Annotated in this window: 20 protein-coding genes, 1 tRNA gene and 3 pseudogenes; 10 read left to right on the forward strand and 14 right to left on the reverse strand. The window is 66.3% G+C overall.

All coding sequences use genetic code 11. The features are described from left to right. Window positions 1-369 precede the first annotated feature (369 nt). The 5 genes and pseudogenes from AC0IX7_RS09555 to dapA form a co-directional block, all read right to left on the reverse strand. Window positions 370-2,418, reverse strand: coding sequence for a M13 family metallopeptidase (locus AC0IX7_RS09555; RefSeq protein WP_471811575.1), 2,049 nt, complete (start codon window positions 2,416-2,418; stop codon window positions 370-372). A 171-nt stretch (window positions 2,419-2,589) separates the two neighbouring features. Beyond that, a pseudogene (locus AC0IX7_RS09560) lies at window positions 2,590-4,655 on the reverse strand (M13 family metallopeptidase). A gap of 92 nt (window positions 4,656-4,747) precedes the next feature. After that, the gene (locus AC0IX7_RS09565; protein ID WP_187503981.1) at window positions 4,748-5,233 is read right to left on the reverse strand and encodes a DUF2062 domain-containing protein; all 486 of its coding nucleotides are present in this window, start codon (window positions 5,231-5,233) and stop codon (window positions 4,748-4,750) included. 78 nt (window positions 5,234-5,311) lie between these two features. Continuing rightward, window positions 5,312-5,794, reverse strand: a complete 483-nt coding sequence (gene smpB, locus AC0IX7_RS09570) for an SsrA-binding protein SmpB (protein ID WP_447791478.1) — start codon at window positions 5,792-5,794, stop codon at window positions 5,312-5,314. A 242-nt stretch (window positions 5,795-6,036) separates the two neighbouring features. Beyond that, window positions 6,037-6,920: pseudogene (dapA, locus tag AC0IX7_RS09575) on the reverse strand (4-hydroxy-tetrahydrodipicolinate synthase). A 111-nt stretch (window positions 6,921-7,031) separates the two neighbouring features. On the opposite strand from dapA, the pseudogene AC0IX7_RS09580 reads away from it, so the two are divergent. The 5 genes and pseudogenes from AC0IX7_RS09580 (at window position 7,032) to AC0IX7_RS09600 (ending at window position 10,976) form a co-directional block, all read left to right on the forward strand. After that, window positions 7,032-9,028 (forward strand): annotated as a pseudogene (locus AC0IX7_RS09580) (lytic transglycosylase domain-containing protein). A 90-nt stretch (window positions 9,029-9,118) separates the two neighbouring features. Then, window positions 9,119-9,595 (forward strand): transcription elongation factor GreB, encoded by a 477-nt coding sequence (gene greB, locus AC0IX7_RS09585; RefSeq protein ID WP_471811577.1) that lies wholly within the window; start codon window positions 9,119-9,121, stop codon window positions 9,593-9,595. Window positions 9,596-9,821: 226 nt separating this feature from the next. Then, complete coding sequence (locus AC0IX7_RS09590) at window positions 9,822-9,944, forward strand: hypothetical protein (RefSeq protein ID WP_471811579.1); 123 nt, start codon at window positions 9,822-9,824, stop codon at window positions 9,942-9,944. Continuing rightward, complete coding sequence (locus tag AC0IX7_RS09595; RefSeq protein ID WP_471811581.1) at window positions 9,941-10,201, forward strand: DoxX family protein; 261 nt, start codon at window positions 9,941-9,943, stop codon at window positions 10,199-10,201. Before AC0IX7_RS09590 ends, AC0IX7_RS09595 begins: the two co-directional genes overlap by 4 nt. Window positions 10,202-10,211: 10 nt before the next feature. Then, a complete protein-coding gene (locus tag AC0IX7_RS09600) occupies window positions 10,212-10,976 on the forward strand; it encodes an NYN domain-containing protein (RefSeq protein ID WP_332746293.1) in 765 nt (254 codons plus the stop codon). 125 nt (window positions 10,977-11,101) lie between these two features. On the opposite strand, the gene AC0IX7_RS09605 is transcribed toward AC0IX7_RS09600, so the two are convergent. The 8 genes from AC0IX7_RS09605 to AC0IX7_RS09640 form a co-directional block, all read right to left on the reverse strand. Beyond that, a complete protein-coding gene (locus tag AC0IX7_RS09605; RefSeq protein ID WP_471813821.1) occupies window positions 11,102-12,499 on the reverse strand; it encodes an MATE family efflux transporter in 1,398 nt (465 codons plus the stop codon). Window positions 12,500-12,983: 484 nt separating this feature from the next. Continuing rightward, window positions 12,984-15,668 carry a valine--tRNA ligase gene (locus tag AC0IX7_RS09610; RefSeq protein ID WP_471811583.1) on the reverse strand — a complete coding sequence of 895 codons (2,685 nt, stop codon included), beginning with the start codon at window positions 15,666-15,668 and terminating at the stop codon, window positions 12,984-12,986. 115 nt (window positions 15,669-15,783) lie between these two features. Further along, a complete protein-coding gene (locus AC0IX7_RS09615; RefSeq protein WP_471811585.1) occupies window positions 15,784-17,397 on the reverse strand; it encodes a histidine kinase famiy protein in 1,614 nt (537 codons plus the stop codon). Between the two features lie 54 nt (window positions 17,398-17,451). Then, window positions 17,452-18,042, reverse strand: coding sequence for a DUF2497 domain-containing protein (locus AC0IX7_RS09620; protein ID WP_471811587.1), 591 nt, complete (start codon window positions 18,040-18,042; stop codon window positions 17,452-17,454). Window positions 18,043-18,068: 26 nt separating this feature from the next. After that, complete coding sequence (locus AC0IX7_RS09625) at window positions 18,069-19,604, reverse strand: TolC family outer membrane protein (protein ID WP_187503965.1); 1,536 nt, start codon at window positions 19,602-19,604, stop codon at window positions 18,069-18,071. 8 nt (window positions 19,605-19,612) lie between these two features. Continuing rightward, window positions 19,613-20,272: a protein-L-isoaspartate O-methyltransferase family protein gene (locus AC0IX7_RS09630; protein WP_471813822.1), complete on the reverse strand. Its 660-nt coding sequence runs from the start codon at window positions 20,270-20,272 to the stop codon at window positions 19,613-19,615. Between the two features lie 380 nt (window positions 20,273-20,652). After that, window positions 20,653-21,315, reverse strand: a complete 663-nt coding sequence (locus AC0IX7_RS09635; RefSeq protein ID WP_471811589.1) for a hypothetical protein — start codon at window positions 21,313-21,315, stop codon at window positions 20,653-20,655. Further along, a complete protein-coding gene (locus tag AC0IX7_RS09640; protein ID WP_471811591.1) occupies window positions 21,315-21,626 on the reverse strand; it encodes a hypothetical protein in 312 nt (103 codons plus the stop codon). The genes AC0IX7_RS09635 and AC0IX7_RS09640 overlap by 1 nt, the downstream gene beginning before the upstream one ends. A gap of 270 nt (window positions 21,627-21,896) precedes the next feature. Between AC0IX7_RS09640 and AC0IX7_RS09645 the strand changes: the two genes are divergently transcribed. Further along, a tRNA-Cys gene (locus AC0IX7_RS09645) sits at window positions 21,897-21,970 on the forward strand. Window positions 21,971-22,015: 45 nt separating this feature from the next. Here the strand turns inward: AC0IX7_RS09645 and AC0IX7_RS09650 are convergent. Then, on the reverse strand, window positions 22,016-23,269 hold the full coding sequence (locus AC0IX7_RS09650; RefSeq protein WP_471811593.1) for an arsenic transporter: 1,254 nt from the start codon (window positions 23,267-23,269) through the stop codon (window positions 22,016-22,018). A gap of 334 nt (window positions 23,270-23,603) precedes the next feature. Between AC0IX7_RS09650 and AC0IX7_RS09655 the strand changes: the two genes are divergently transcribed. From AC0IX7_RS09655 to AC0IX7_RS09670, 4 genes are all read left to right on the forward strand, one after another. Next, window positions 23,604-23,765 (forward strand): hypothetical protein, encoded by a 162-nt coding sequence (locus AC0IX7_RS09655; RefSeq protein WP_471811595.1) that lies wholly within the window; start codon window positions 23,604-23,606, stop codon window positions 23,763-23,765. Between the two features lie 17 nt (window positions 23,766-23,782). Beyond that, a complete protein-coding gene (locus tag AC0IX7_RS09660; protein WP_471811597.1) occupies window positions 23,783-23,929 on the forward strand; it encodes a hypothetical protein in 147 nt (48 codons plus the stop codon). 32 nt (window positions 23,930-23,961) lie between these two features. Next, window positions 23,962-24,954, forward strand: coding sequence for an MFS transporter (locus tag AC0IX7_RS09665; RefSeq protein WP_471811599.1), 993 nt, complete (start codon window positions 23,962-23,964; stop codon window positions 24,952-24,954). 215 nt (window positions 24,955-25,169) lie between these two features. Beyond that, window positions 25,170-25,535 carry a CsbD family protein gene (locus tag AC0IX7_RS09670; protein ID WP_254686965.1) on the forward strand — a complete coding sequence of 122 codons (366 nt, stop codon included), beginning with the start codon at window positions 25,170-25,172 and terminating at the stop codon, window positions 25,533-25,535. The last annotated feature ends 21 nt before the right edge of the window (window positions 25,536-25,556 follow it).

The raw sequence follows: 25,556 nt of genomic DNA on the forward strand, positions 1-25,556 counted from the left end.
TCCCCCAACTGGGCCCCGGCCTTCGCCGGGGTGGTGGTTGGTAGGTCGGTCACAATCACGTCCCCCGTCCCGTTGCCCCCGAAGGCGCGGGCCAAGGTGGCGGAGGGTAGCGTTCGTGATTTCTGCGCCCCTGCCTTCGCGGGGGAACCGGGTTCACAGTCAAGGGGATGACGGCGATCGTCTGCTCCCCTCCTTGAAAGGGAGGGGTTGGGGGTGGGTCGGGTTCCGCATGTTCGAACCGTTGTGGCCCAAACTGGCCTACTCACTCCCTGCCCCTCCCTTTTCAGGGAGGGGGACCGTTGGGGGTTGGGTGGGTTTGGGCGCCTTCTTCTCTGCGGGCTGTTCCCCCGCCCTAGCAGGGGAACCAGATCACCAGATCCGAACGCGCTGCTCCGGCGTCAAATACAGCTTCTGCCCGGGAGTCGGCTTGTACGCCGCGTACCAGGGATCGAGATTCCGCACGACCCACGCCCGCTGCTGCGACGGCGAGTGAGGATCGGTCAGCAAACGGTTGCGAAGGTTGGCCTCGCGGTAGTTGCGACGCCACACCTGCGCCCAGCCGAGATAGAAGCGCTGGTCGCCGGTAAAGCCGTCGATCACCGGAGCCGCCTTGCCGCCGAGTGCGGTGTGGTAGGCGTCGTAGGCTACCGTCAGACCCGCGAGATCGGCGATGTTCTCACCCATCGTGAGCTGGCCCTTCACGTGCATGCCGGGGAGCGGTTCGTAGGCATCATATTGCGCGCCGAGCTTGCCGGTAAGCGCGTTGAAGCCGGCGATGTCCTTGGCCGTCCACCAGTCGGTGAGCTGGCCCTTGGCGTCGTATTTCGAGCCCTGGTCGTCGAAATGATGGCTCAGTTCGTGACCGATCACCGCGCCGATACCACCGTAATTGACCGCGTCGTCGGCCTTCGGATCGAAGAACGGCGGTTGCAGGATCGCGGCCGGGAAGACGATCTCGACCATGCCGAAATTGGCATAGGCGTTCACCGTCATCGGCGTCATGCCCCATTCCCAGCGCTGCAACGGCTTGCCGAGCTTGGAGATATTGTCCTGATGCTGCCATTCGTTCGCGCGCCATTCGTTGCCGAACGCATCGCCCGACGTGATCGTCAGACCGGAGAAATCCTTCCACTGGCTCGGATAGCCGATCTTCGGCGTGAACGCGGCAAGCTTGGCGTGCGCCTTCACCTTCGTCTCGGGCGCCATCCATTCGAGCTTGTCGATCCGGCGGCCCATCGCGGCGAGCACGTTCTTGACGAGCTTGTCCGCCGCGGCCTTGGTCTCGGGCGGGAAATACTGCGCGACGTAGAGCTTGCTGACCTCGTCATCGAGCGCGCCCGAGGTGAACTGCACGCCGCGCTTCCAGCGCGCCTCCTGCTCGGGCGTGCCGCCGAGGACGGTGCCGTAGAACGCGAACTGCTCTGCGTCGAACGCCTTGGGCAACACGTCGGCGTAACCGTCGAGCGAGCGCAGGATCAGCTGGTCCTTGAGCACGCCGATCGGCGCGGTCGAGACGAGCTTGGCGATGCCGGTGATCGCCGAGGGCTGCGCGACGATGACGGTCGGGACAGGTGTGCCGATGCCCTTGAAATAGGCGACGAAATCGAAGCCGGGCGCGCGCTTGGCGAGATCGGCAACGGTCATCTTGTTGTAGGTCTTGGTGGCGTCGCGGCTGTCGACGCGGGTCCAGCTTACCTTGGCGATCTCGGTCTCGAATGCGAGCAACGCGGTGGCGCGGGCCTCTGCACTGGGTTCGCCGGCGAGCGTCAGCATCTTGACGATGTGGGCGCGGTAGGCGTTGCGTGCCTCGACCAGTTTCGCGTCGGTGCTGAGATAGTAATCGCGGTCGGGGAGGCCCAGGCCGGACTGGCCGAGCGAGAGCGCGTATTGCTCAGGGGACTTGTCGTCCTGGCCGACGCCGCCGCCGAACGGGCCGCGAATGCCGGCGCGGTCGGCCTCGGCGAGAAGCGCCGGATAGCCGGCGCGGTCCTTGAGCGCGGCGATCTTGCCGAGCCATGGGCGGATCGGCGCAAGACCCTTGGCCTCGATCGTGCCGGTGTCCAGATAGGTCGCATAGGCGCGGCCGATCTTCGAATTCGGATCCTTCGCGGCGGTGTCGAGGATGCCGCGGGTGCGCGTCTCGGACAGGTCGGAGAGGAGATTGAACGAGCCGTAGTTCGACTTGTCGGCAGGGATCGGGGTGTTCTTCGACCAGTTGCCGTTGGCGTAGTTGTAGAAATCGTCGCCGGGCTGGACAGTCTTGTCCATGCCCTTCTCGTCGAAGCCGAACGTGCCGTATTGCGCGCCGGTCGAGGTGGCGGGTGCTGGCGGGGTCGGCTCAGCCGTTTGCGAGATGGCGGCGGTGACGCCGGTGATGGCGGTTGCGGCGAGTAGGCCGGCGACGATGAACGACTTCATGGGGTTCTCCTAGAATTTCGTTGGCACAAACCACCAACACCACCTCCCCGGCGAAGGCCGGGGTCCAGTTGGAAAGGTCTCGGTAACGAGGGACAGTCCGCCGTTATGTCTGCCCCCAACTGGGCCCCGGCCTTTGCCGGGGTGGTGCGAGGTCGGGGTATGCGGAGGGACTTACCAGATGCGAACGCGGTTGGCGGGGGCGAGGTAGGTGGCTTCACCCGGCTTGGCGCCGAACGCGGCGTACCACGGGTCGAGGTTGCGGACGGTCAACACGCGCTGGTGGCCCGGCGAATGCGGGTCCGACAGCAACGTCTGCTGGAGCGCCGCGTCGCGGAACTTGGTGCGCCAGACGCCGGCCCAGCCATAATAGAAGCGCTGGTCCCCGGTGGTACCGTCGATGATCGGCGCCTGCTTGCCGCCGAGCGACTTGTGGTACGCGTCGTACGCGACCGTGAGACCGGCGAGATCGGCGATGTTCTCGCCGAGCGTCAGGCCGCCCTGGATGTGCTGGCCGGGGAGCGGCTCATACGCGTCATACTGCTTCACGAGCGCATCGGTGAACACCTTGAAGCGCGCGACGTCCTGCGGCGTCCACCAGTCGGTGAGCTTGCCGTTGAGATCGTATTTGCGGCCCTGGTCGTCGAAGTGGTGGCTGATCTCGTGACCGATCACCGCGCCGATGCCGCCGTAGTTGACCGCCGGGTCCGCCTTCGGATCGAAGAACGGCGGCTGGAGGATCGCGGCCGGGAAGACGACCTCGTTCATCGTCGGGTTGGCGTAGGCATTGATCGTCATCGGCGTCATGAACCACTCGCCACGGTCGATCGGTGCCCCAAGCTTCTTCAGGTCGCGGTCGTATTCGAACGCGTTGGCGCGCGCGACGTTACCGACGAGATCGCCGCGCTGGATCTGGAGCGCGGAATAATCGCGCCACTTGTCGGGATAGCCGATCTTCGGGGTGAACGCGGCGAGCTTGGCGAGCGCCTTGGTCTTGGTCTCGGGCGCCATCCATTCGAGGTTGCGGAGCCGCTCGCCCATCGCGGCGATGACGTTCTTGACGAGATCGTCGGCGGCGGCCTTCGACGCGGGCGGGAAATACTTGGCGACGTATTGCTGGCCGATCGCCTCGCCCATCGCGGCCGACACGGTCGACACGCCGCGCTTCCAGCGGACCTGCTGCTCGGGCGTGCCGGACAGCGTGGTGCCGTAGAAGGCGAAGTTGGTCTTGTCGAAATCACTCGACAGATACGGTGCGTACGAGCGCAGCACCTTGAGCATCGCATAGTCCTGGAGGACGTTGACCGGCGTGTCGGCGAACACCTTCGCCTCGCCGGTCAGCGCGCTCGGCTGTGCGACGAGGTAGAACGGACGGCCGGTGACGCCCATCGCGGTCATGTACTGCGCCCAGGGAAGCCCGGCGCCTTCGCGGCGAAATCGGCGGCGGTCCATTTGTTGTAGGTCTTGTCGGCGTCGCGGCTCTCGATCCGGGTCCAGTGCGCGGTGGCCAGGCCCTTCTCCATGTTGAAGACGGCGGCGGCGCGGGCGGCGGCGTTGGGCTCGCCGGCGAGCGTCAGCATCCGCGTGAGATACGCCTGGTACGCGGTGCGGATGGTCGCGAGCTTCGCGTCGTCCTTCAGGTAATAATCGCGGTCGGGAAGCCCGATACCGCTCTGGCCGAGGCCGACGACATAGGTGGTCGGGTCCTTGTCGTCCTGCTGCACGCCGACGCCGACGAGGCCGCCGACACCTTGGCGCTGGAGTTTTGCGATCTCGGTGACGAGCGCAGTCTTGTCCCTGGTCGCCTTGATTGCGGCTAGCATCGGCTTGACCGGGGTCGCGCCCTTCGCGTTGACCGCCGCCTCGTCCATGAAGCTCGAGTAGAAATCGCCGACCTTGTCGCCAGGCTTGGTCGCTGCGGCATCGAGGATCGTGCGGGTACGAGCGAGCGACAGGTCCTGGAGGACGTGGAACATGCCGTAGGACGAGCGATCCGCGGGGATCGGCGTGGTCTTCACCCAGCCGCCATTGGCGTAATCGAAGAAGTCGGTGCCCGGCGTGACGCTGGTATCGCGGCCCGCCATGTCGAAGCCGAAATCGCCGATCTGCGGCTTGTTGGCATCCTTGGGTGCGACAGGACCCTTCGCGGCCTTGGCCAGCGTCGGCGAAGGCGCACTAGTTTGGGCGAAAGCCGAAGCGGCGGACGCGAGCAGGATCACGGTAACAATCGACTTACGCATCAAGGGACCTCGGGAGAGACTTCAGGATGCAGTGTGTTCTACGCCGATAAGACGGTCCGTCAATTCCAGGCGGTGTCAAATGTTACGAAATACTACGCCGCGCGATTATCGTGCCGATGCCGCCACTTGCGTGCGATCCACAACCGCCAGCCGAGCGCGCTGAGCGCATAGCCGCCGACCGAACAGACGACCGTGATGACCAGCAGGCCCAGCGCGGTGGCGGGCCCCGCCTGCATCAGCCACGGGATCCATTCGGTGCGCGCGGCGGCGTTGGCGACGGGCTGGCCGGGAACATGTTCGTCGAGCCGAAGCATCGACGACCCGATCCAATAGGCGGCAATCCAGAGCGGCGGTGTGGTCAGCGGGTTGGTGATGAAGGTGGTCAGCGCCGCGGTCGGCACGTTGGCACGGAATGGCAGCGCGAAGATCGCCGCGACCGGGGTTTGCGCGACCGGGATCAGGATGCCCGCGACCATCCCGAGCGCGACGCCGCGGGGGACCGAGCGACGGGTGAAGCGCCAGAGTTCGGGCGCGAGGACGCGGTGCGCGACGGGACGCAGCAGCCGGTTCCGCTCCATCGATCTGCGGGTCGGCAAATTGCGACGCGACCACGCCGCGAGGCGTCCGAAGATACTGCCCGGCGCCTTCGACACAGGCTATCCGCGATCCCGCATGATCCGGCCCTGCTCGCGCTTCCAGTCCTGTTCCTTCACCGAATCGCGCTTGTCATGGTTCTGCTTGCCCTTGGCGAGCGCCAGTTCGATCTTCGCGCGGCCCTTAGAATTGAAGTAGATCATCAGCGGCACGAGCGTCATGCCCTGACGCGCGACCGCACCGAACATCTTGTTGATCTCGCGCTCGTGGAGCAGCAATTTGCGCGGCCGCTTGGGCTCGTGGTTGAAGCGGTTGCCGTGACTGAATTCGGGGATGTTCGAATTCACCAGGATGACGTTCTTGCCCTTCACCTCGGCATAGGCCTCGGCGATAGAACCCTCGCCGCCGCGCAGCGCCTTCACCTCGGTGCCGGTGAGCGCGATGCCCGCCTCGAACACCTGCTCGATATAATAGTCGTACCGCGCGCGCCGGTTCTCGGCGACGATCTTGGTCTTCTCGAAGGTCGGGGGTTTGGGACGTGCCATTGGACGCGCGATGTAGGAGCTCGGAGGGCTTAGGGGAAGCGGGGGTGATCGTTATTAGGTCACGCCATTCTTCCCCCTCCCTGGAAGGGAGGGGTTGGGGGTGGGTGGGGTTCCGCATATCCGAACCGTCGTGACTTCGAGCCGGCCGACCCACCCCCTGCCCCTCCCTTCCAGGGAGGGGAGACCGTTGCGGTCTGTTCGGACACCTGCCCCCTCCTTCCAGGGGGACCGTAGTGGCTTGGTCAGACGAGGCGTGCGTGCTCCAGCGCTGCATCGACGGCAGCGCGCGAGGCCTCACCGGCGGGGTCATCGGCAGGCGGAGCGTTTCCGGGAAGCCACCGAGCACCTTCGTCATCGCGTATTTAACCGGCCCCGGCGAGGCGTCGGTGAACAGCGCTTCGTGCAGCGGATAGAGTTGATCCTGATACGCCAGCGCCTTGACGAAATCGCCAGCCTGGCACGCCGCCTGGAACTCGGCACAGAGCTTCGGCGCGACGTTCGCCGTTACCGAGATACAGCCGGTGCCACCCATCACGTTGAACGCCAGCGCCATGTCGTCATTCCCCGACAGCTGGCAGAAGTCCGGCCCGCACGACGCACGGTGCTGGGAAACGCGGGCGAGGACGCCGCTCGCATCCTTGACGCCGACGAACACGTCCGGGAACGCCGCGACGATCCGGGCGAGCGTCGCCGGCTGGATGTCCGTCACCGTCCGTGCAGGGACGTTGTAGAGGATGATCGGCAGCGGGGTCGATGTCGCGAGTGCCTCGAAATGGCGGAAGATACCCTCCTGCCCCGGCCGGTTGTAATAGGGCGGCACCATCAGCGCGGCGTCGGCGCCGGCGTCCTTCGCGGCGCGCAGGTTCGCGGACGCGACGCGCGTGTCGTTCGAGCCTGCGCCGGCGATCACCGGCACGCGGCCCTTCGCCTGGTCGACGCAGACGCGGACGACGTGGAAATGCTCGTCATACGACAAGGTCGCCGCCTCGCCGGTGGTGCCGCACGCGACCAGGCCCGACGAGCCCTCCGCGATCTGCCACTCGATGAAGTCGCGATAGGCCGTTTCGTCGAAGCTGCCATCGGCGGCGAACGGCGTGACGAGCGCGGGGATCGATCCTGAAAACATGCGGTAGCCTGCGTCCATACTAGAAGAGAAGTCTGGCCTGTTGCGCCAAATACCGGGCGAAATCCGGATTTCGTTCAGGACAGATACGGGTTGGAGGCGTATGCTGTCCACATGGTAGCATCGATGTTGAAAACGAGCCTTCTTCTTGCAGTCGTCGCACAGACCGCTGTTTCCTCGGGCGCGGGCCAACAGACGCTCGATCGCTACAGCACGCAGCTCGCCAATATGGGGCCCAATGCGCAGCCGATGGCGACGGACGGCGCGATCGCCTCGACCATCGCGCAATGGCGGGCGTTGCAGCAGACCGACGCGCTGCCATTCGACAGTTACGCAGGCTTCCTGATGGCGCATCCGGGCTGGCCGAACGAGGCGGCGAACCGGCGTGCGGCCGAGCGCAAGGCGGCGACCGGTTCGCCGACCAGCGTGGTCGCGTTCTTCCGCCGGTATCCGCCGCAATCGGCTTCGGGCGGGGTCGCCTATGCGCGCGCTTTGCAGGCAACCGGTGCGCGGGATCAGGCCTATGCTGCGGTCCGGACGGCATGGCGCAGCGCCGGGCTGACGCCGACCGACGAGGCGATGGTAACGTCGGGCTTTCCCGGTGCGCTGACGCCGGACGACCAGGATGCGCGGATGGATGCGCTGTTGTGGGCGGGTCAGACCGGCGCGGCGCAGCGGCAGATCGTTTGGACCAGCGCCGCGCGACGGCCGATATTCCAAGCCCGGCTAGCGTTCCGGACGAATGCACCGAACGCGTCGGATATCTCGGCCTCGACGCAAGGCCTGTATGCGAACGACGCGGGCTATGTCGCGGACCGGGCACAGTGGTTGCGCAATTCGGGGGCGAGCCCTTCGGCGCGGGCGTGGCTGGCGCGGCCACGGTCGCTTGTGACGCGGCCGGGCAATGCTGCGGAATGGTACGAGGTGCTCGTCACCAACGCGAACGGCGCGGCGAACGACGGGCAGTATCAGGTCGCCTACGACATCGCGCGGCAGATCGACGACGCGTATCCGGCTGGTACCGACGTCTCGACGAAATCCTATGCCGAGCGCGACGAATATACCAATCTCGCCTGGCTCGGCGGACGCGTCGCGATGAAGCAGCTCGGGCGACCGGCGGATGCGATGACGCTGTTCGACCGGTACGCGCGCGGCTCGCGCTCGCCTCAGGTGCGATCGAAGGGCTATTATTGGGCGGGCCGTGCGGCGGAGGCGGCCGGGTTGGCGCCTCAGGCGGCGGCATTCTACGGCCAGGCGGCGGGCTACCGCGATCAATATTATGGGCAGCTGGCGAACGAGCGGACCGGGCGCCCGCTTGTCGCACCGCCTTCGGTGGCTTCGGTCGCAGTCGATCCGGCAGCGCGAGCTGCGTTCGACCGGCGCGAGACGGTGCGCGCGGTGAAGTTCCTCGGGCAGATCGCCGACTGGCAGGACCAGACCGCGTTTGTCCGCCAGATCGCCGCGGACGCGACGACCGACACCGATCACCTGCTCGCGGCCGAGCTGTCGAAGAGCATCAACCGGCCCGATCTCGGCGTGATGGTCGGGCGGAGCGCGCTGGCGAACGGTCTCAGCGATTACTCCGCGGTGGGCTTCCCGATGGTGTCGGTGCCGGCGGGGTATGAGGACAACTGGACGATCATCCACGCGATCTCGCGGCAGGAGAGCCAGTTCGATCGGGCCGCCGTGTCGCATGCGGGTGCGCGCGGGTTGATGCAGCTGATGCCGGCGACCGCGCGCGAGCAGTCTGGGAAGATCGGCCTCGCCTATAACCAGGCGGCGCTGACGACCGATCCGAACATGTCGATCATGCTGGGGTCGAGCTATTTCCAGCGGGTGTATGCCAATTACGGCAGCTACCCGCTGGCGGTGGCGGCGTATAATGCGGGCGGCGGCAACGTGAACAAATGGCTCCGCGCGAACGGCGACCCGCGGACCGGTTCGGTCGATATCATCGATTGGGTCGAGGCGATCCCGTACCAGGAGACGCGCAACTACGTACAGCGCGTGCTGGAAAATGCGGTGGTGTACGACCTGATGAACCCTGCGCGGGCGAAGAGCCGGGGGCGGCGCGGTTGTCGTGGTATCTGGGGAAGAACCGGCCGGGTTGATGTCTGGCTTTTGAAGAAAATTGTTCTCCCGCGAAGGCGGGAGTCCAGTCTGGGCTCCCGCCTTCGCGGGAGAACACGGTAGGGAAGCGCATGGATCGCCCGAACTACATCACCCCTACCGGTTACGCCGTACTTCGCACCGAATACGAACAACTCCTGTCGACCGAACGGCCCGCCTTGGTCGAGGTCATCTCCTGGGCCGCAGGCAACGGCGACCGCTCGGAAAATGGCGACTATATCTACGGTCGCAAACGGTTGCGCGAGATCGACCGGCGGCTGGGGTGGCTGTCGAAGCGGATGAAGGCGGCGAAGGTCGTCGACCCGGCCGCACAGGAAGACCGCTCGCGCGTCTGGTTCGGTGCGTGCGTGACGGTCGCCGACGAGGACGACGTCGAACGGATTCTGACGCTGGTAGGCGACGACGAGACCGACGCGAGCAACGGGCGGATCGGCTGGAACTCACCGTTCGCGCGCGCCCTGCGCGGTGCGGCGATCGGCGACGTGCGGCGGGTCGACCTGCCGGCGGGCGAGCGCGAATACGAGGTCGTCGCGATCCGCTACCCCTGACCGCGTGATCCTCCCCCGCAAGGGGAGGTGGCTGGCTCTTGCCAGACGGAGGGGAGGTAAGGAAACACCTGTTGCGCCTGCCTCCCCTCCGTCACCTTCGGTGCCACCTCCCCTGGCGGGGGAGGATTGGGAGTCCCCGTGAACGATCCGTTTCGATTTACATAAATTGACCCCGCCCCGCCTCCGTGGGACATTTCGCCCTCGCAACGACACCGAGGACTCCGCCATGCCGATACCCGCCACCTGGTCCGCCCGCTTGCTCAGCGTCATGCGCATCGTCGTCGCGCTCGTGTTCTTCAGCCACGGCATCTCGAAGTTCTTCGGCCTGCCCCCTTCCCGATGCCGATGAACCCGCTGCTCTACGTCGCGGGGATCCTCGAAGTCGTCGGAGGCGGCATGCTGATCATCGGCCTGTTCACGCGACCGGTGGCGTTCGTGCTGTCGGGCATGTCCGCGGTGGCGTATTTCATGGCGCATTTCCCGCAAGGCCTCTTCCCGATCGCCAATGGCGGCGAGCCAGCAGTGCTCTACTGCTTCGTCTTCCTGTACCTCGCTGCGGCCGGTGGCGGCGCGTGGAGCGTGGACGCGGGGCGCGCGCGCGGCTAATCCAACGCGCATGATCGATACCACAACGCGCAACGTCGCCCTCCTGATCGACGCGGACAATGCGTCCGCGGCGACCCTCGACCCGGTGCTGACCGTCCTTGCCGAGCTCGGCACGGTCAACGTCCGGCGGGTGTACGGCAACTGGTCCAAGCCCGCGCTGAAGGCGTGGAGCGACATGTCGATCAAGCACGGCATCGAGCCGCAGCAGCAGTTCGACCTGACCAAGGGCAAGAACGCGACCGACATGAAGATGACGATCGACGCGATGGACCTGCTGTTCCGCGGGCGCATCGACGGCTTCGGCATCATGTCGTCGGACAGCGACTTCATGCCGCTCGCGACGCGCATCCGCCAGGACGGCATCCCGGTGTACGGCTTCGGCACCAGCCGCACGCCGGAGGGATTCCGCCAGGCGTGCACCCGGTTCATCGACGTCGGCGCGCTAAACGAGACGTCGCAGGCGATGCCCGCGCCGGCCCCCGCCCCCGTCGCTGGCGAGAAGGCAGCGGCGCCAGCGCCGGTCGCTCGGCCAAAGACCGCGCAGCCGATCGACGAGCAGGTCATCAAGCTGCTGATCGACGCGTACAACGCCGTGAAGCGCGACGAGAAGGGCTATGCCAGCGTCGCCGAACTCGGCCAGCTGGCGGGCAACCGATCGAGCTTCGATGCGCGGAATTACGGGTTCAACCGCCTGTCGGACCTGATCGAGACGATCCCGAACTTCCAACATGAGCGCCGCGAAGGTGGCCGGTCGTTCGTCAAGCGCCTGCGGTAAACCTTCCCCCTCCCTGAAAGGGAGGGGTCGAAGTGGGTCGGCTTCCGTATATCCGAACCGTGGGGACACAAGCTGGCCTGCCCACTCCCAGCCCCTCCCTTTCAGGGAGGGGAGCGCGTTTCGCCTCAACCCGTCGGCTGCAACCGCCCACCCGGCTCGCTCATACCGTGCGCTTGTTCCTCGCTATCGTCGGGCACGACCAGCGCGCCCTTTCGCCAGTTCCCGTACCGATAATACCACGCGGCGATCGCCAGCGTCGCGAGCGAGCCGAGCGGAAAGCTCCACCACAACGCATCCGCCCCGAGCCACGGTTTCGCCAGCAACGCAAAGCCGATCCGCACCGGATACAGCGCAACGATCAGCGCGATCAGCGGCGCGATCACCGCGCCGTTCGCGCGGACCGTCGAGAACAGCACCATCGTCATGCCGAACAGGATGAAGTTCCAGCTCGCAATCAGCTGGATATGCCGCGCGATCGGCAGCGCGGGGCTGTCGCTGCCGATGAACAACGTCATCACCGGGCGGTCGAACAGGATCACCACGCCGACCATCGCGCCGGTCAGCGCGACGTTGAACAACAGGCCGTACTTCGTGATGTCGCCAACCCGGTCCCAGCGACCCGCGCCGATATTCTGCGCCGCCATCGAACTGACCGCCGCGCCGATCGCCAGCGCGGGCATCTGGATATAGGTCCACAACTGCTGCGACACCGCATAGGCCGCCGCGGTATCGACGCCGAGTCGGTTGACCAGCCCGACCATCGCCAGCCCTGCGGTCGACATGACGAGCATCTGCGCGCCCATCGGCAGGCCCTTCCGGACGATCGTCCCGGCCAGCGCGCGCTCCGGGATCAGGTAGCGGAGTTCGTTGCCGCGCAGCCGCAGCGGCAGGTCGCGCTTGTAGATGTAGACGATCAACCCGAGCAGCGAGACGTGGCTTGCGATCAGCGTCGCCATCGCCGAGCCGGCAATGCCCATCTGCGGGAACGGGCCAATGCCGGCGATCAGCAACGGGTTCAGGCCGCTGTCGAGCAATGCGCTGAGCAGCATGAACCATAGCGGCGTCATCGAATCACCGGTGCCGCGCAGGCCCATCATCAGCAGCACCATCATCATCGACGCGGGCAACCCGAGGAAGATCACGCGCAGATACGCGAGCGCGAGCGGCATCGCGTCACCGGGGGTAGCGAGCAGGTGCAGGATCTCGGGCGCGAACACCCAGCCGAGCGCGGCGATCACGATCGCTCCGCCGAGCACCAGCCCGACCGCCGAACCGAACGCCCGGCGTGCGCCTTCCAGATCGTGGCGTCCGAAGCTCTGGCCGACCAGGATCGTCGCCGCCATGCCGAACCCGAACACTGCGCCGAAGGTAAGGAACATGATGATGTTGGCGTTCGAGGTCGCGGCGAGCGCGCCCTCGCCGAGATAGCGCCCGACCCAGATCGCGTTGATCGAGCCGTTCAGCGACTGCAGGATGTTCGAGCCGAGCGTCGGCAGCGCGAACGCGAGGAGCGTGCGGCCGATGTGACCCGTGGTGAGGTCGCGTTGGCCCGGCTTGCCTCGGGGCTGGTTTCGGTCTTGCCGCCGGAAAGCTCGTGATCGTCGGCGCGCGTTTCGACGTCGGGTGGAAGGTCGCTCACACAGTCTCTCCGTCAGGCCGGTTTTCCGGTGTCCACCGGGGACGGTCGGGCGCCCTTCAAGCTTCGTCCTAGCGGCGAAGTGAACGCCGGAACAAGCGGGTAGGTCCGCTGCTCCAAACAACTATGCCGCCCCGGCGAAGGCCGGGGTCCAATTGGAAGGTCATAGTAACAGAGCGCCGCCGCAGTTTGCGACGTCATCCAATTGGGCCCCGGCCTTCGCCGGGGGGATATCGTTAGGGCGCAGCAGTCTTCAACCACGCATCCCCCTCCCGCTTGCGGGAGGGGTTAGAGGGCGCGACGTACGTACTGGCGTCCGGCTTTTGACGCACGCCCCTCCCCAACCCCTCCCGCAGGCGGGAGGGAGCAGGTCAGCCCAGGCGTCCCAATGCTGCGTGCAACCGCGCGGCTTCGGCAGCCTTATCAGCGTGGTCGGCCTTGGCCTTCTCGACCGCTTCGGGCTTGGCGCGTTCGACGAAGCTCGCATTTCCCAAGCGCCCCGACAGCGCATCGCGCTCCTTCTCCGCCGCCGCGATCGCCTTGGTCAGGCGGGCGCGTTCGGAGTCGAGGTCGATCACGCCTTCGAGCGGCAGGACGAACGTCGCTTCATCGACCACGACCTGCGCCGCGCCGCCGGTGGCTTCACCGTCCGCATGCGTAACGCGGGCGAGACGCGCGAGCGCTGGCGCCTGGCGTTCGAGCCGCGCCAACGTCGCCGCATTCGCATCGCGCACGTGAAGCGGCAGGCGCGCGCCCGGCGGCACATTCAGCTCATTCCGCGCGGTGCGGATTTCCTGAACCAGGCGGATCAGCCAGTCGACCTCCTTGCTCGCTTCCGGATCGAGCGACCGCGCGTCCGCCATCGGCCACTGCGCGACGATCAGGTCGTGCTCGCGGGGGCCCATCGCGTGCCACAATTCCTCGGTGATGAACGGCATGAACGGGTGGAGCAGGACCAGGATCTGGTCGAGCACCCAGCCCGCGACCGCCTTCGATTCGTTATCGATGACGCCGCGCTCTTCGCCGACCATCTGCGGCTTGATCAGTTCGAGATACCAGTCGCAGAACCGGCTCCACGCGAACTGGTAGATTGCGTTGGCAGCGCCGTCGAAGCGGTAGTCGGCAAGCGCGAGGTCGACCGTCTGGACGGTCGCGATCGTCTCGGCGATGATCCATTTGTTGACCGCGAGGTCCGCCCGCGGCGCCTCCAGCGTGGTGCTGGCGACGATGCCGTTGGCCTGTGCGAACCGGGCCGCGTTCCACAGCTTGGTGGCGAAGTTGCGATAGCCCTCGACGCGCTTCTCATCCATCTTGATGTCGCGACCCTGGCTCTCCATCGCCGCCATGAAGAAGCGCAGCGCGTCGGCGCCGTATTTGTCGATCAGGCCGAGCGGGTTGACGACGTTGCCCTTCGACTTCGACATCTTCGCGCCGTCCGCCGCACGGACCAAGCCGTGGAGGTACAGCGTGCGGAACGGCACGTCCTTCATGAAGTGCAGCCCCTGCATCATCATCCGCGCGTTCCAGAAGAACAGGATGTCGAAGCCGGAAATGAGCACGTCGTTCGGGTAGCGCCCGCCAAGCGTCGGATCGGATTCCTCCGGCCAACCCATCGTCGCAAACGGCCAGAGGGCGGACGAGAACCACGTGTCGAGCACGTCGGGGTCGCGCGTTAGGGTCACGCCCTCGCCTGCCAGAGCCTGCGCTTCGGCCTCGGTCTCAGCCACATACGGCGTACCGTCGGCCCCGAACCACGCCGGGATCTGGTGCCCCCACCAAAGCTGGCGAGACACGCACCAGGGCTGGATGTTCTCCATCCAGTTGAAGAACGTCTTCTCCCAGGTTTTCGGGACGATATCGATCGCGCCGGTCCGCACCGCCTCGATCGCGGGCTGCGCGAGCGTCTTCGCGTCGACATACCATTGGTCGGTCAGCCACGGCTCGATCACCACGCCCGACCGGTCGCCGTACGGCGTCTGGATCGTGCGCGGCTCGGCGTCGTGCTCTTCGCCGTCTTTGTCGACGTGCGGGATCAGGAAGCCTTCGGCCTTCAACCGCGCAACGACGGCTTTCCGCGCCTCAGCGGTCGTCAGGCCGAGTAGCTCGGCGGGGATCAGCCCATCCGAAACCTGAACCACCCGCGCCTTCGCATCGAGCATGTTGAGCATCGACCCCGCAGCCATCCCTGCCCGCTTGCCGACTTCGAAATCGTTGAAGTCGTGCCCCGGCGTGATTTTGACAGCACCGGATCCCAGCTCAGGATCGGCATGGTCGTCCGCAATGATCGGGATCAGTCGCCCGGTGATCGGGAGCCGGACCATCTTGCCGATCAGTGCGGTATAGCGTGCGTCTGCACCGTTCACCGCGACCGCCATGTCGGCGAGCATCGTCTCGGGCCGCGTGGTCGCGACCTCGATAAAGCCCGCCCCGTCGGCGAGCGGATAGCGCAGATGCCAGAAGCTGCCCTTGATCTCGCGCGTCTCGACTTCGAGGTCGCTGATCGCGGTGCCGAGGCCCGGGTCCCAGTTCACCAGGCGCTTGTCGCGGTACAGGAGCCCCTCCTTGTGCAGGTCGACGAACACCTTCAGGACGGCCTTCGAGAAGCCTTCGTCCATCGTGAAGCGCTCGTTCGCCCAGTCCATCGAGCAGCCGAGCCGGCGAAGCTGCTGCGTGATCTCGCCGCCGCTCTCCTGCTTCCAGTCCCAGACCTTGGCGACGAACTCCTCGCGCGAGAAATCGGTGCGCTTCTGCGGCGGGGTCAGCGCGCCCATCTGGCGCTCGACCACCATCTGCGTCGCGATGCCGGCGTGATCGGTGCCGACCACCCACAACGCATCCTTGCCCTTCAGGCGGGCATGGCGCGTCAGGATATCCTGCAGCGTGTTGTCGAGCGCGTGGCCGATGTGCAGCGAGCCCGTGACGTTGGGCGGCGGGTTGACGATCGTCCACGGCTCGGCGTTCGGACGATCGGGCCGGAACTGGCCGCTCGCCTCCCAATGCGCATACCAGCGCGATTCGATGGAGGCCGGGTCGAAGGTTTTGGGAAGCTCGCTCATGCACGGAGCCTTAGCGAGCGTGTCCGGGCTAGGCCAGCCTCAGCTACGCCCGCTCAAGTCCGCGCGCGCCTCAGATACGCGCGCTCAAGTCCGCGCGTGCCTCAGATACGCGCGGTCAAGTCCGCGCGCCGGGCTTGTCGAGCACCTGCCGGATCCGCTCGTTCAATTCGTTGCGCCGATACGGCTTGCGGATCAGTTCGAACGACCGGCTGCCCTCGTCGATCGCCTCGTCCGCAAAGCCGGTCGTCAACAGCACGGCGGTGCGGGGATAATCGCGCCGTACCGACTGCGCCAAGGTGACGCCGTTCATCCCGCCGGGCATCAGGATGTCGGTGAACAGCAACGCGAAGTCCGAATCGCGCGCCAGCGTGTCGAGGGCTCCGCGCGCACTGTTGACCAGCACGACTTCGTAACCGAGATCCTCCAGTATCGTGCGACCGAGTTCGCCGACTTCCGCCTGATCCTCCACCATCAATACCCGCTCGGCCCCACCGGACCGCGGCGCGACGCGCGCCGAAGGCTTGCGTTCGACCGCGCCACTCGCGCGCGGGAAATACAGCGAAAACTCCGCCCCGCCATTGTCGCCATTGCGCACGGTGGCGAGGCCGCCCGACTGGCGCATAAAGCCGTAGACCATGGCCAGCCCGAGCCCCGCGCCCTTGCCCATTTCCTTGGTCGTGAAGAACGGCTCGAACAGCTTGTCGGCGGTGGCGAGGTCGATGCCGGGGCCGTCGTCGCAGATGCTGACGACGACATATTCGCCGGGTTCGAGCTTCGCGACGCTGGCGTCCTCGGGCAGCACTGCGTTGCGCGTCGCGATCGTGACCTTGCCCGTGCCGCCCGTCGCGTCGCGCGCGTTCGAAACGATGTTCAGCAGCGCCATCTCGGCCTGGACCGGATCGACGCGGCAGTTCCACAGGTTGGCGGCCAAGTCGCGCTTGAGCGTGATGCCGGTGCCGATGCTGCGCTCCAGGATCGTACGGAAATCGCCGATCAGCTGGTTGAGGTTCATCAGCCGATCGCGCAATTCCTGCTTTCGCGCGAACGCGAGCAGTTGCTGCGTCAACGTGGCCGCGCGCGAGGCAGAGGTCGAGATCGCGTCGACCGCGCGTCGGGCGGAGCGATCGTTCGCATCGATCCGCGCGTCGAGGATATCGGCATAGCCCTGGATGACCTGCAACAGATTGTTGAAATCATGCGCGATACCGCCAGTCAGCTTGCCGACCGCCTCCATTTTCTGCGCCTCGTGGAGCGCTTCCTCGGCCTCGCGACGGCGCGAAATATCGAGCTGGCTGGCGAAGAAATAGCGCAGTTCGCCATTCTCGGCGAAGACCGGCGACACGAACAGCGCGTTCCAGAACGTCGACCCGTTCTTGCGGTAGTTGAGCAGTTCGACCGCGACTTCCTCGCGCTTTTCGATCGCCGCCCGGACCTCGGCGACCGCAGCTCGGTCCGTCTCAGGCCCCTGGAGGAAGCGGCAATTCTTGCCGAGGATCTCGTCCTGCGAATAGCCGCTCATGAACGAGAACGCCTCGTTGCAGAAGATGATCGGGTTGTCGTCGCGGTGCGGGTCGGTCACGACCATCGGCATCCGCGTGGTCTGTACGGCAGCAAAGAAGATGTCGCTACCCGCGTCGGCAGGCGCGATACGGTTGCTCGGCCTTCCCTCGACCGGAGCAAGGGTCGGGGCCTGCTGGGCTACCGGATTTTGCGTGCTCGGATCGGACATGGAAAGCGTAACCCCGGCGGAACCACGCAGGTTCCCGCCGGGGCGACGCGAAGATTAAGGCTGCTGGTTCATGATCTTGGCGATTTCTCGCGCGACCATGTCCTCGACCATATGAGGCAGGTTCGCATCGATCCACTCGCGCAGCATCGGCCGCAGCATCTCGCGGACCAGCCCCTCGAGCGTACCGTCGCTATTGGTGTCGGGTTTAATCATCATCCGCGTCAACGCTTCGAGCGGCGCGCGCGTTGCGGCGGCGGTTTCGCGCGACACGATCGACTCGGAGGTCGCCTCCGCGGGCGGCGCCTGGACCTGTGCCTGCGGCTTGGCTGTGGCCTGACGCGGTTCCGGCGCGGCATCGACCGACGTCAGTACCGGGGATTTCGGCGTGCGGGGTGTACGGTCGACCATCGGCATCGGATCGCTCAATTCGAGAATCTCATCGTCGTCGTTCTCGTCGTCGAGATACGCGGCGTCCCGATAGGCGGGCTCCTGATAACCCTGGGCAGGCTCGACAGGTGCCGACATCGTCCGCGACGGACGGCGCGACCGGCCGGGCGTGTCGCCCTCTTCGGCGATGATGCGTTTGATCGACGAGAGGATTTCCTCCATCGACGGCTCGCCGTTCACGTCCCCCATCCGGACCATCCCAAACCCCGTAGCCGCGCGCACCCCTATTGGCGGCTCGGCGCCGCCATACCTGTGGTTAAGGCGGGGTTCCTGTCAACCGGCGTATCGAGCAACGGGTCGCGTTGCGGTGCAACGCGGGCATCCTGGGCGGGCGATTGCGCGGTACTGGTGGCGACCGGGACCGGCTCGCCATCGCCGCCGAAATCCCAGATCTTGTGGCGGACGCGCTGATAATTGGCGACCGGATCGTACAGCACGCCGCCGTCGAGTCCCAGATCGCGCGCCTCGGCCTGCCCCATCGCCGCCAGCAACGCGAAGCCCGCGACATAGGCGTCGCGTCGCGCGGTCACGAGAGTGACCTGGCTGTTGAGCAATTCCTGCTCGGCGTTGAGAATGTCGAGGATGGTGCGCGTGCCGACGCTGTTCTCGGCGCGGACGCCCTCGAGGCTCAGCTTGTTCGCATTGACCGCGGTCTCGGACGACTGGATCACCTGCTCGGACGACCGCCACGTGGCATAGGAAGACCGCGCCTGCGAGATGACGTTGCGTTCGGTGGCGGTCACGTTCTCGATCGCACGCGACTGCAACGCTTCGGCCTGGCGGACCTGCGCGGCGGGGCGGCCGCCCTGGAACAGCGGCAAGGTCAGCGACAGCCCGGCCTGCACCGCCTTGTTCGCGTTGGGCGTGCTGCCCGCGCCGATGCCGCCGCCGCTCGGTGGAATCGAGTTCAGATAATTGGTGTAGCTGGCGCCACCGACCGCGCTGATCTGCGGCAGGCGGCTCGCACGCGCGACGCCGACGTCGTAGCGGGTCGCGTCGCGCTCCTTGGCGGCGGCGATCAGCACGGGATTATTCTCAATCGCGACGGTCACCGCCGAGGCGGGGCTGTCGGGCAAATGCGGCAGGGTCGGCGGTGCTTCGAGAACACCCGGAGGGCTGCCGACCAGCTGGATGTAGTTCTCGCGGCTAGTGATCAGCTGCGCCTGTGCCGACTGGAGCTGCGCGCGGGCCAGCGCCAGACGCGCATCGGACTGCGCGACGTCGGTCCGCGTCAGGTCGCCGACCTGGAACCGGTCGCGGCTCGCCTGAAGATTGACGTCGAGCACGCGGACATTCTGCGTGTTCAGGCCGACGATCGCCTCGTCGCGGATCACGTCCATGTATGCGGCGACGACGTTGGTGAACAGATCGGCCTCGGTGCTGCGCAGCGTCGCACGCCCGCCCTCGACACGGGTCTTGGCGGCGGCGACCGAATTGCGCACCTGCCCGCCCAGATACAGCGGCACGGAGACGTTCGCCCGCGCTACGCCCTGCCGCTGCGGCGCCAGGAAGTTGTTCGCCGCGTTGACGACGAACTCGGTGTAATCGCCCGTCGCGTTGGCCGACGGCAGCCCGGCCGCACGGGCGATCGGTACGTTCTCGTCGGTCGCCCGCTGCGTCGCACGCTGGCCGGTCAATGTCGGGTTGGTATTATAGGCCTTGGCCAGCGCCTCGCGCAGCGTCTCGGCCTGAGCCGGTGCAGCGCTATAGATCAGCGCAACACTCACAAGCAGACGGCGGATATGAGCGGTGCGCGGCATGCTGGGCCTCAGAACTGAAAGGGTTTGGGCGTTGCGAAGCCCGGCAGCACTACGCATTCGACATCGACGAACGCGACGAGTGCGAAGCCGCCATCGGTCTTGCGGCCCGACGCTAGCCGGGTCAGCCCGCGCTCGGCGATGCCGGCGGTCACGCGACCATCCGGGCGGACCTGCGCGATCAGGGCGTCGGGCACCGACTCGATCGCGCCGTCGACGATCAGCACGTCATACGGTGCGCCGGCAGCGTGACCGTCCTGCATCGGCCCTTCGACCAGTTCGACGTTGCCGACACCTTTTAGCGCAGTGCGCGCGATCGCCAGCAGAGCCGGGTCGCTTTCGACGGCGACGACCGACCCGACGATCTCGCTCAGCACCGCAGCGGTATAGCCCGTAGCGGCGCCGATCAGCAGCACGCGGTCGGTCGCCGTCAGATACGCTTCGGTCAGCAGCCGGCCGGTCGCCATCGGCAGATTGGCGTAACGACCGCCACCGAGCGGGATCGCCGTGTCGCGGTAGGCGATCGAGCGCACGCCGTCGGGCATGAACTGCTCACGCGGCACACGGGCCATCGCCGCGACGACGCGCTGATCGTTGACCGCGTTGGTGCGCAACTGGCTCGCGACCATCGCGTGACGCATCGTGTCGAACGTAGCGGGTGCAGAGGACATGGCGGTCCCGCCGATGTCATGCGTCTCGGCTGCGAGCGAGGAAGTATCGAGAGTTGTCGTCGTCATGGGCCATCCTGTCGCACAGCTGTTTTAGTTGTGCAATACACTTGTTGCGTACCGACCTGATATCGCGCGACCGCGCCGCCGCCAAGCGCCGGTTGATCGGATTCCACGCAGGCTGTGCTTCGGGTCGGGTGATTCGAGGAGCGGTGCGGTCCATCGCGACGCTGCAGGTCCGGCCGCTGTAGGTATCGCGCGCTGGTAGGTATCACGACGCGGGGAAGTGAAGGCGCCCCGCCCGCCCGTGTGACACCGAGATGCCGCGGGCGGAGCGCCGAGGGTGCACGCGGAAGACCTGAGCACTACCTCTGTCGACTGCTCTAGCAGCGAATATCGGCAGCGTCGCCGGAAATGACCCGATGCGCCCCTAACAAATGTTTAGACGCGTGTGCGGACTCATGACCGACCTTGCGGGCGGGCGCGGTGTCGATGTCATGCAGCACCTGGGTCGGCGATCCCAATACGGCATCGCGCGCACGCAAGCTGGCTTCGAGAAACGGTTTGGTGAGCGCCATGAAACGACGCGGCGTCATGCCGAGGAACGTGCCCGAATCACGCAGGAAATGCGACGCATCGAAATAGCTGTCGTCGATCAGCGCATAGTTCGCCGCTTCGCCCGTGGACATCAGCCGTACGAGCGATCGCAGGAAACGCGCGCGCATCAGCAGCATCTTGGGCGGGAATCCGAAATGCCGGACCGAGAGACGGCGAAGCGCATGCGTGGGGATATCAAGCCGCGCCGCCGCCGACGTCATGTCGGCGGGACCATCGCTGGCGAGGATTTCCATGAGCTGCCGGATCAGCGGGGCATCGCGGTGCGGAGGCCCAAGCCGCTCGATCAACAGCGCATCGAGAATGGGCGCGACCGCCGCATCGTCCGTCGCGGCCTGAAGTGCTGCGACGAGGCGGTTGGTGAACCCGCGGCCGAGCACGTCTTCCAACGGCACGATCCGATTGCGGAAATCGTCCGCCGGTCGGCGCATCAGCCTCCCCAGCCGAGCGCGCTGATGCCGAAGCCGATCATCACGCCGCCGTGAGTCGTCGCCTTCAGCGCCTGACTGGTCGGCCCGAACAGGCTGGCGGCGGGCAAGGGATCATAGATCCGTCGACCGATCGACACCGCGATCGGCCCGGCATCGATAGCGATCCGGACGTTGGCGGTCGCCGGCAGGAACCAGTCGACCTGCCCTTCCCCGCCTGGAGGATCGCTCGAGCGATAGACGTGATAGCCGGTGATGTAGTCGGCGAGCGCGGCGGCCGGCCGATCGTACCGGATCGCCATCCCGGCCGGCATCGCGAAAACCGCCTCCTCCACGTCCGCAGTGTTCGTTCCGCCCGCAACCGCATCTTTTCTCAAGCGACCTGCCCCCAAGTCGGTTTATCGTTACCGTCGCCTTAGGGAAAGAACCACTCCGGCGCGAGTCTTGATCCGGTTTGGTGCCGTCCGATCGCCCGTCCCGTCGTCGGCGCGCACCAGCCACCGCGGAATAATCGCCTGCCCGCCCCTAACTGACGGTTGACCGCGACGACAAAACGAAGCATTTGCGCCGCCTTCACGCATCGGGGCCCGATGGCGGAGTGGTGACGTAGAGGACTGCAAATCCTCGCACCCGGGTTCGATTCCCGGTCGGGCCTCCAATTTCCGGTTATGCGTGACTGCGATCCACGCGTTCGAACGATCCCCTACCCAAGCAGCAACCGCGCGCCGAGTGCCGCGAACAGCGCGGGCGGCATCACCAGCGCCCCGACCTTCAGGAAGCGCCAGAAACCGACGTCCTCGCCTTCGCGGCGGATCGCGGTCAGCCACAGGATGGTCGCGAGCGAACCGGTGATCGACAGGTTGGGCCCCAGGTCCACGCCGATCAGCAAGCCGTCGGTGACGATCTGCGGGACGTGCGCCTGCTCTATCGTGGTGCTGGCGATCAGCCCGGCCGGCAAATTGTTCATCACGTTCGATCCGAACGCCAGGATCGTGCCCGCCACGCCGGCGGTGACCGATGGCGATCGTGCCGCGCTCGCCGCCAGCCAGCGCGCCAGCATCGCGATCACGCCGGTGCTCGCCAGCGCCTCGACCAGCACGAACAGCCCGGCGACCAGCGGCAACACCGCCCAGGATACCGAACGGAGCGTCGAAAACGGCGACTTGCGGCCACCGATGCAGATCGCCGCCATCGTCGCGATCCCGGCGAGACAGGTCGGCAGGCCGAGATCATGCCCCTGCGCCGACGCCGCGATCAGCAGCACCGCGGTCGCGACGATCCCGCCGAGCGCGATCTTCCCGCCCCGGGGCAGCGTACCGGTCTCAACGACGGTCTCGCACTGGCCCGTGAGGCGCTCGCGCTCGACCCAGCGCAGCACCAGGAACGTCACACCGATCGACAGCAGCGACGGCAGCGCGAACGACGCCATCCACGCGCCGAGCGACGGCATGGCGCCGCCGTACAGCACGAGGTTCGCGGGGTTCGAGATCGGCAGCACGAAGCTCGCGGCGTTGGCGATCAGTGCACACGCGAACAGCATCGGCAGCGGATCCGCCTTCGCCCTCTTCGCCGCGGCATAGACGGCGGGGGTCAGCACCACCGCGGTCGCGTCGTTCGACAGGAAGGTGGTGACGACGATACCGACGCCGAAGACCAGCGCGAACAGCCGGCTGGTCGATCCCCTGGCCAGCCGGACGGCGTGCTCGGCGACCCAGTCGAACAGCCCCTCGTCGCGGGCGACTTCGGACAACAGCATCATCCCGATCAGGAAAAGATAGACGTCGCCACCCTTCAGCACCGCACTCCACGCGGCACCGGGCGACATCAGCCCGAACACCAGCAGCAGCGCAGCACCGGCGACCGCCCAGACCGCCTCGGGCAATTTGAACGGGCGCGTGATCACGCCGAACGTGGCGACGAAACAGATCGCCCAGATCGCATAGACCGGCAATGTCACGCGGCCAGCCTCCGCGCGCCGAGCCGCCGGGTCGTCTTCGTCATCGCCATGTTCACCTATCGAGTCCGTTCTTGTTGGGGCCGCTTTTGTTGGGGCCGCGGCGCGCGCCGTCTCTTGCCATTAAACCAGCCCCAAAGTCCTCACGCGCTTCCCGGTCGAGCGCCGCCCCATAGCGTGGCTGGATGATCATCGTTCCGTGACATTTTATTCACGATCCGACGCTGAACCGCGCCGTTCAGTTTCGGTTTAGCTCCTGACTTCACTGGGGAATATCTGATCCAACTATATTTATAGTCCGCGGAAACTTTCCCCGGGCGATAGCTTTAGCGATCCGATGGCCGACGGGTTTCCCGACCGCGCCGGGTTCCGCGACACCGACTTTCAGGGAATTGCCATGGCCAGCACGACGGGTGACGGTTTCACCGAAGACGCCGGCAAAAAGGGTGGTTCCGAGGGGGCGGAAAGTCCGCGCCGAACAGGACGCTCGACGCGCTGAACTTCTTCCTTGCCGACGTGCGCGACGGCCTCGGACCGTATCTTGCGATCTATCTTGTCGCGGTGCGCGGTCCGGCGCACGGCTGGAACGAGGCGACGGTCGGCATGATCCTGACCATCGCCGGGATCGTCGGGCTGATCTCGCAGACCCCGCCGGCGGCCTGATCGATCGCGGCAGGAACAAGCCGCGGATCGTCATGATCGCGGCATTGCTCGTCACGCTCAGCAGCATCTCGTTGCCGATCGTCACGGGCTTCACCGCGGTCGCCGTCACCCAGTCGATCGCTGCCATCGCCGGTGCGGTGTTCGCCCCGGCGATCTCGGCGATCACGCTCGGCCTGGTCGGACCCAAGCTGTTCGCCAAGCGGGTCGGCCGCAACGAGGCGTTCAATCATGCCGGCAACGCGGTGTCGGCGGCGCTGGCGGGCGTGCTCGCATGGAAGTTCGGGCCGGTCGTCGTGTTCTGGCTGATGGGCGCGCTGACCGTCGCCAGCATCGTGACGGCGTCGCGGATCGACAATGACGACATCGACAACGCGGTCGCGCGCGGCCTCGATTGCGAGCCCGAGGACGATTGCGAGGAACCGAGCGGCTGGAAGATGCTGATCGAGAATAAGCCGCTGATGATCTTCGCGGTCACCGCCTTCCTGTTCCACCTCGCCAATGCGGCGATGCTGACATCGGTCAGCCAGCTGCTCTCACGCACCGTCGGCAAGGATCAGGCGACCTCGCTCACCGCCGCCTGCATCGTCGCCGCGCAGCTGGTGATGGTGCCGGTCGCGATCGTGGTCGGCCGCAATACCGAGAAATGGGGCACCAAGCCGCTGTTCCTGGTCGCGTTCGGGTTCCTCGCAGCGCGCGGCGCGCTGTACACCGTGTCGGACAATCCGTGGTGGCTCGTCGGCGTGCAGGCGCTCGATGGCGTCGGCGCTGGCATCTTCGGTGCGCTGTTCCCGGTGGTGATCGCCGATCTGACCAAGGGCACCGGTCGGTTCAACGTGAGCCAGGGTGCGGTGGCGAGCGTACAGGGTCTCGGCGCCGCGCTGTCCGCGACCCTCGCAGGGGCGATCATTGTCTGGTCGGGCTACACCGCAAGTTTCCTGACGCTCGCGACCATCGCCGGCCTAGGGCTGGCGCTGTACCTCATCGCGATGCCGGAGACGAAGGACCGGGCGAAAACGGCTGCGTGAAAGCGGGTCGTGGATGACGCCCGCCACTGGCCCGGCCCACTGTCCCGACGTGGTACATACCGACTAGACGGTGGCACAAAACTACCAGGAACCAAGCGCTTAGACGGCAGTTTATGCGTCCAGTCCGGTTGCAACGGTGGCGTAACGAGCACGCCTTCGATGCCGCCGATCGCGGTCACGCGATGCGAGACGTGATTTCTGAAAGGAATACGATCATGAACAAGGACGAGTTTCAGGGCGGCGCCCGCTATGTCGGCGGCAAGGTCGAAAAGGCTATCGGCGACACCGTGAACAGCCGCGACTGGCAGGTCGACGGCGTCGTCGACCAGGTCGCCGGTGGCGCGCAGAATCTGTACGGTCGCGCCAAGTCGGCGATCAACGATGCGGTCGATGGCGCCCCCGAGCTGGCCGAGAAGATCGGCAGCGAAGCCCGCGACGCCGGCGAGCGCGCCGCCGAGGTCGCCCGTCGCGGTGCCGCATCGGCCCAGGCTTCGGCGCAGGACGCCCCTATCTTGTGGGCGCTCGGTGCGGCCGCGGTCGGCTACGGCATCGCCTGGCTCGTGCACGGCCGGCGCGACTGATCCCGTGGCTACGGACCCCGC

It is taken from the genome of Sphingomonas sp. AC411 (genome assembly GCF_979253035.1).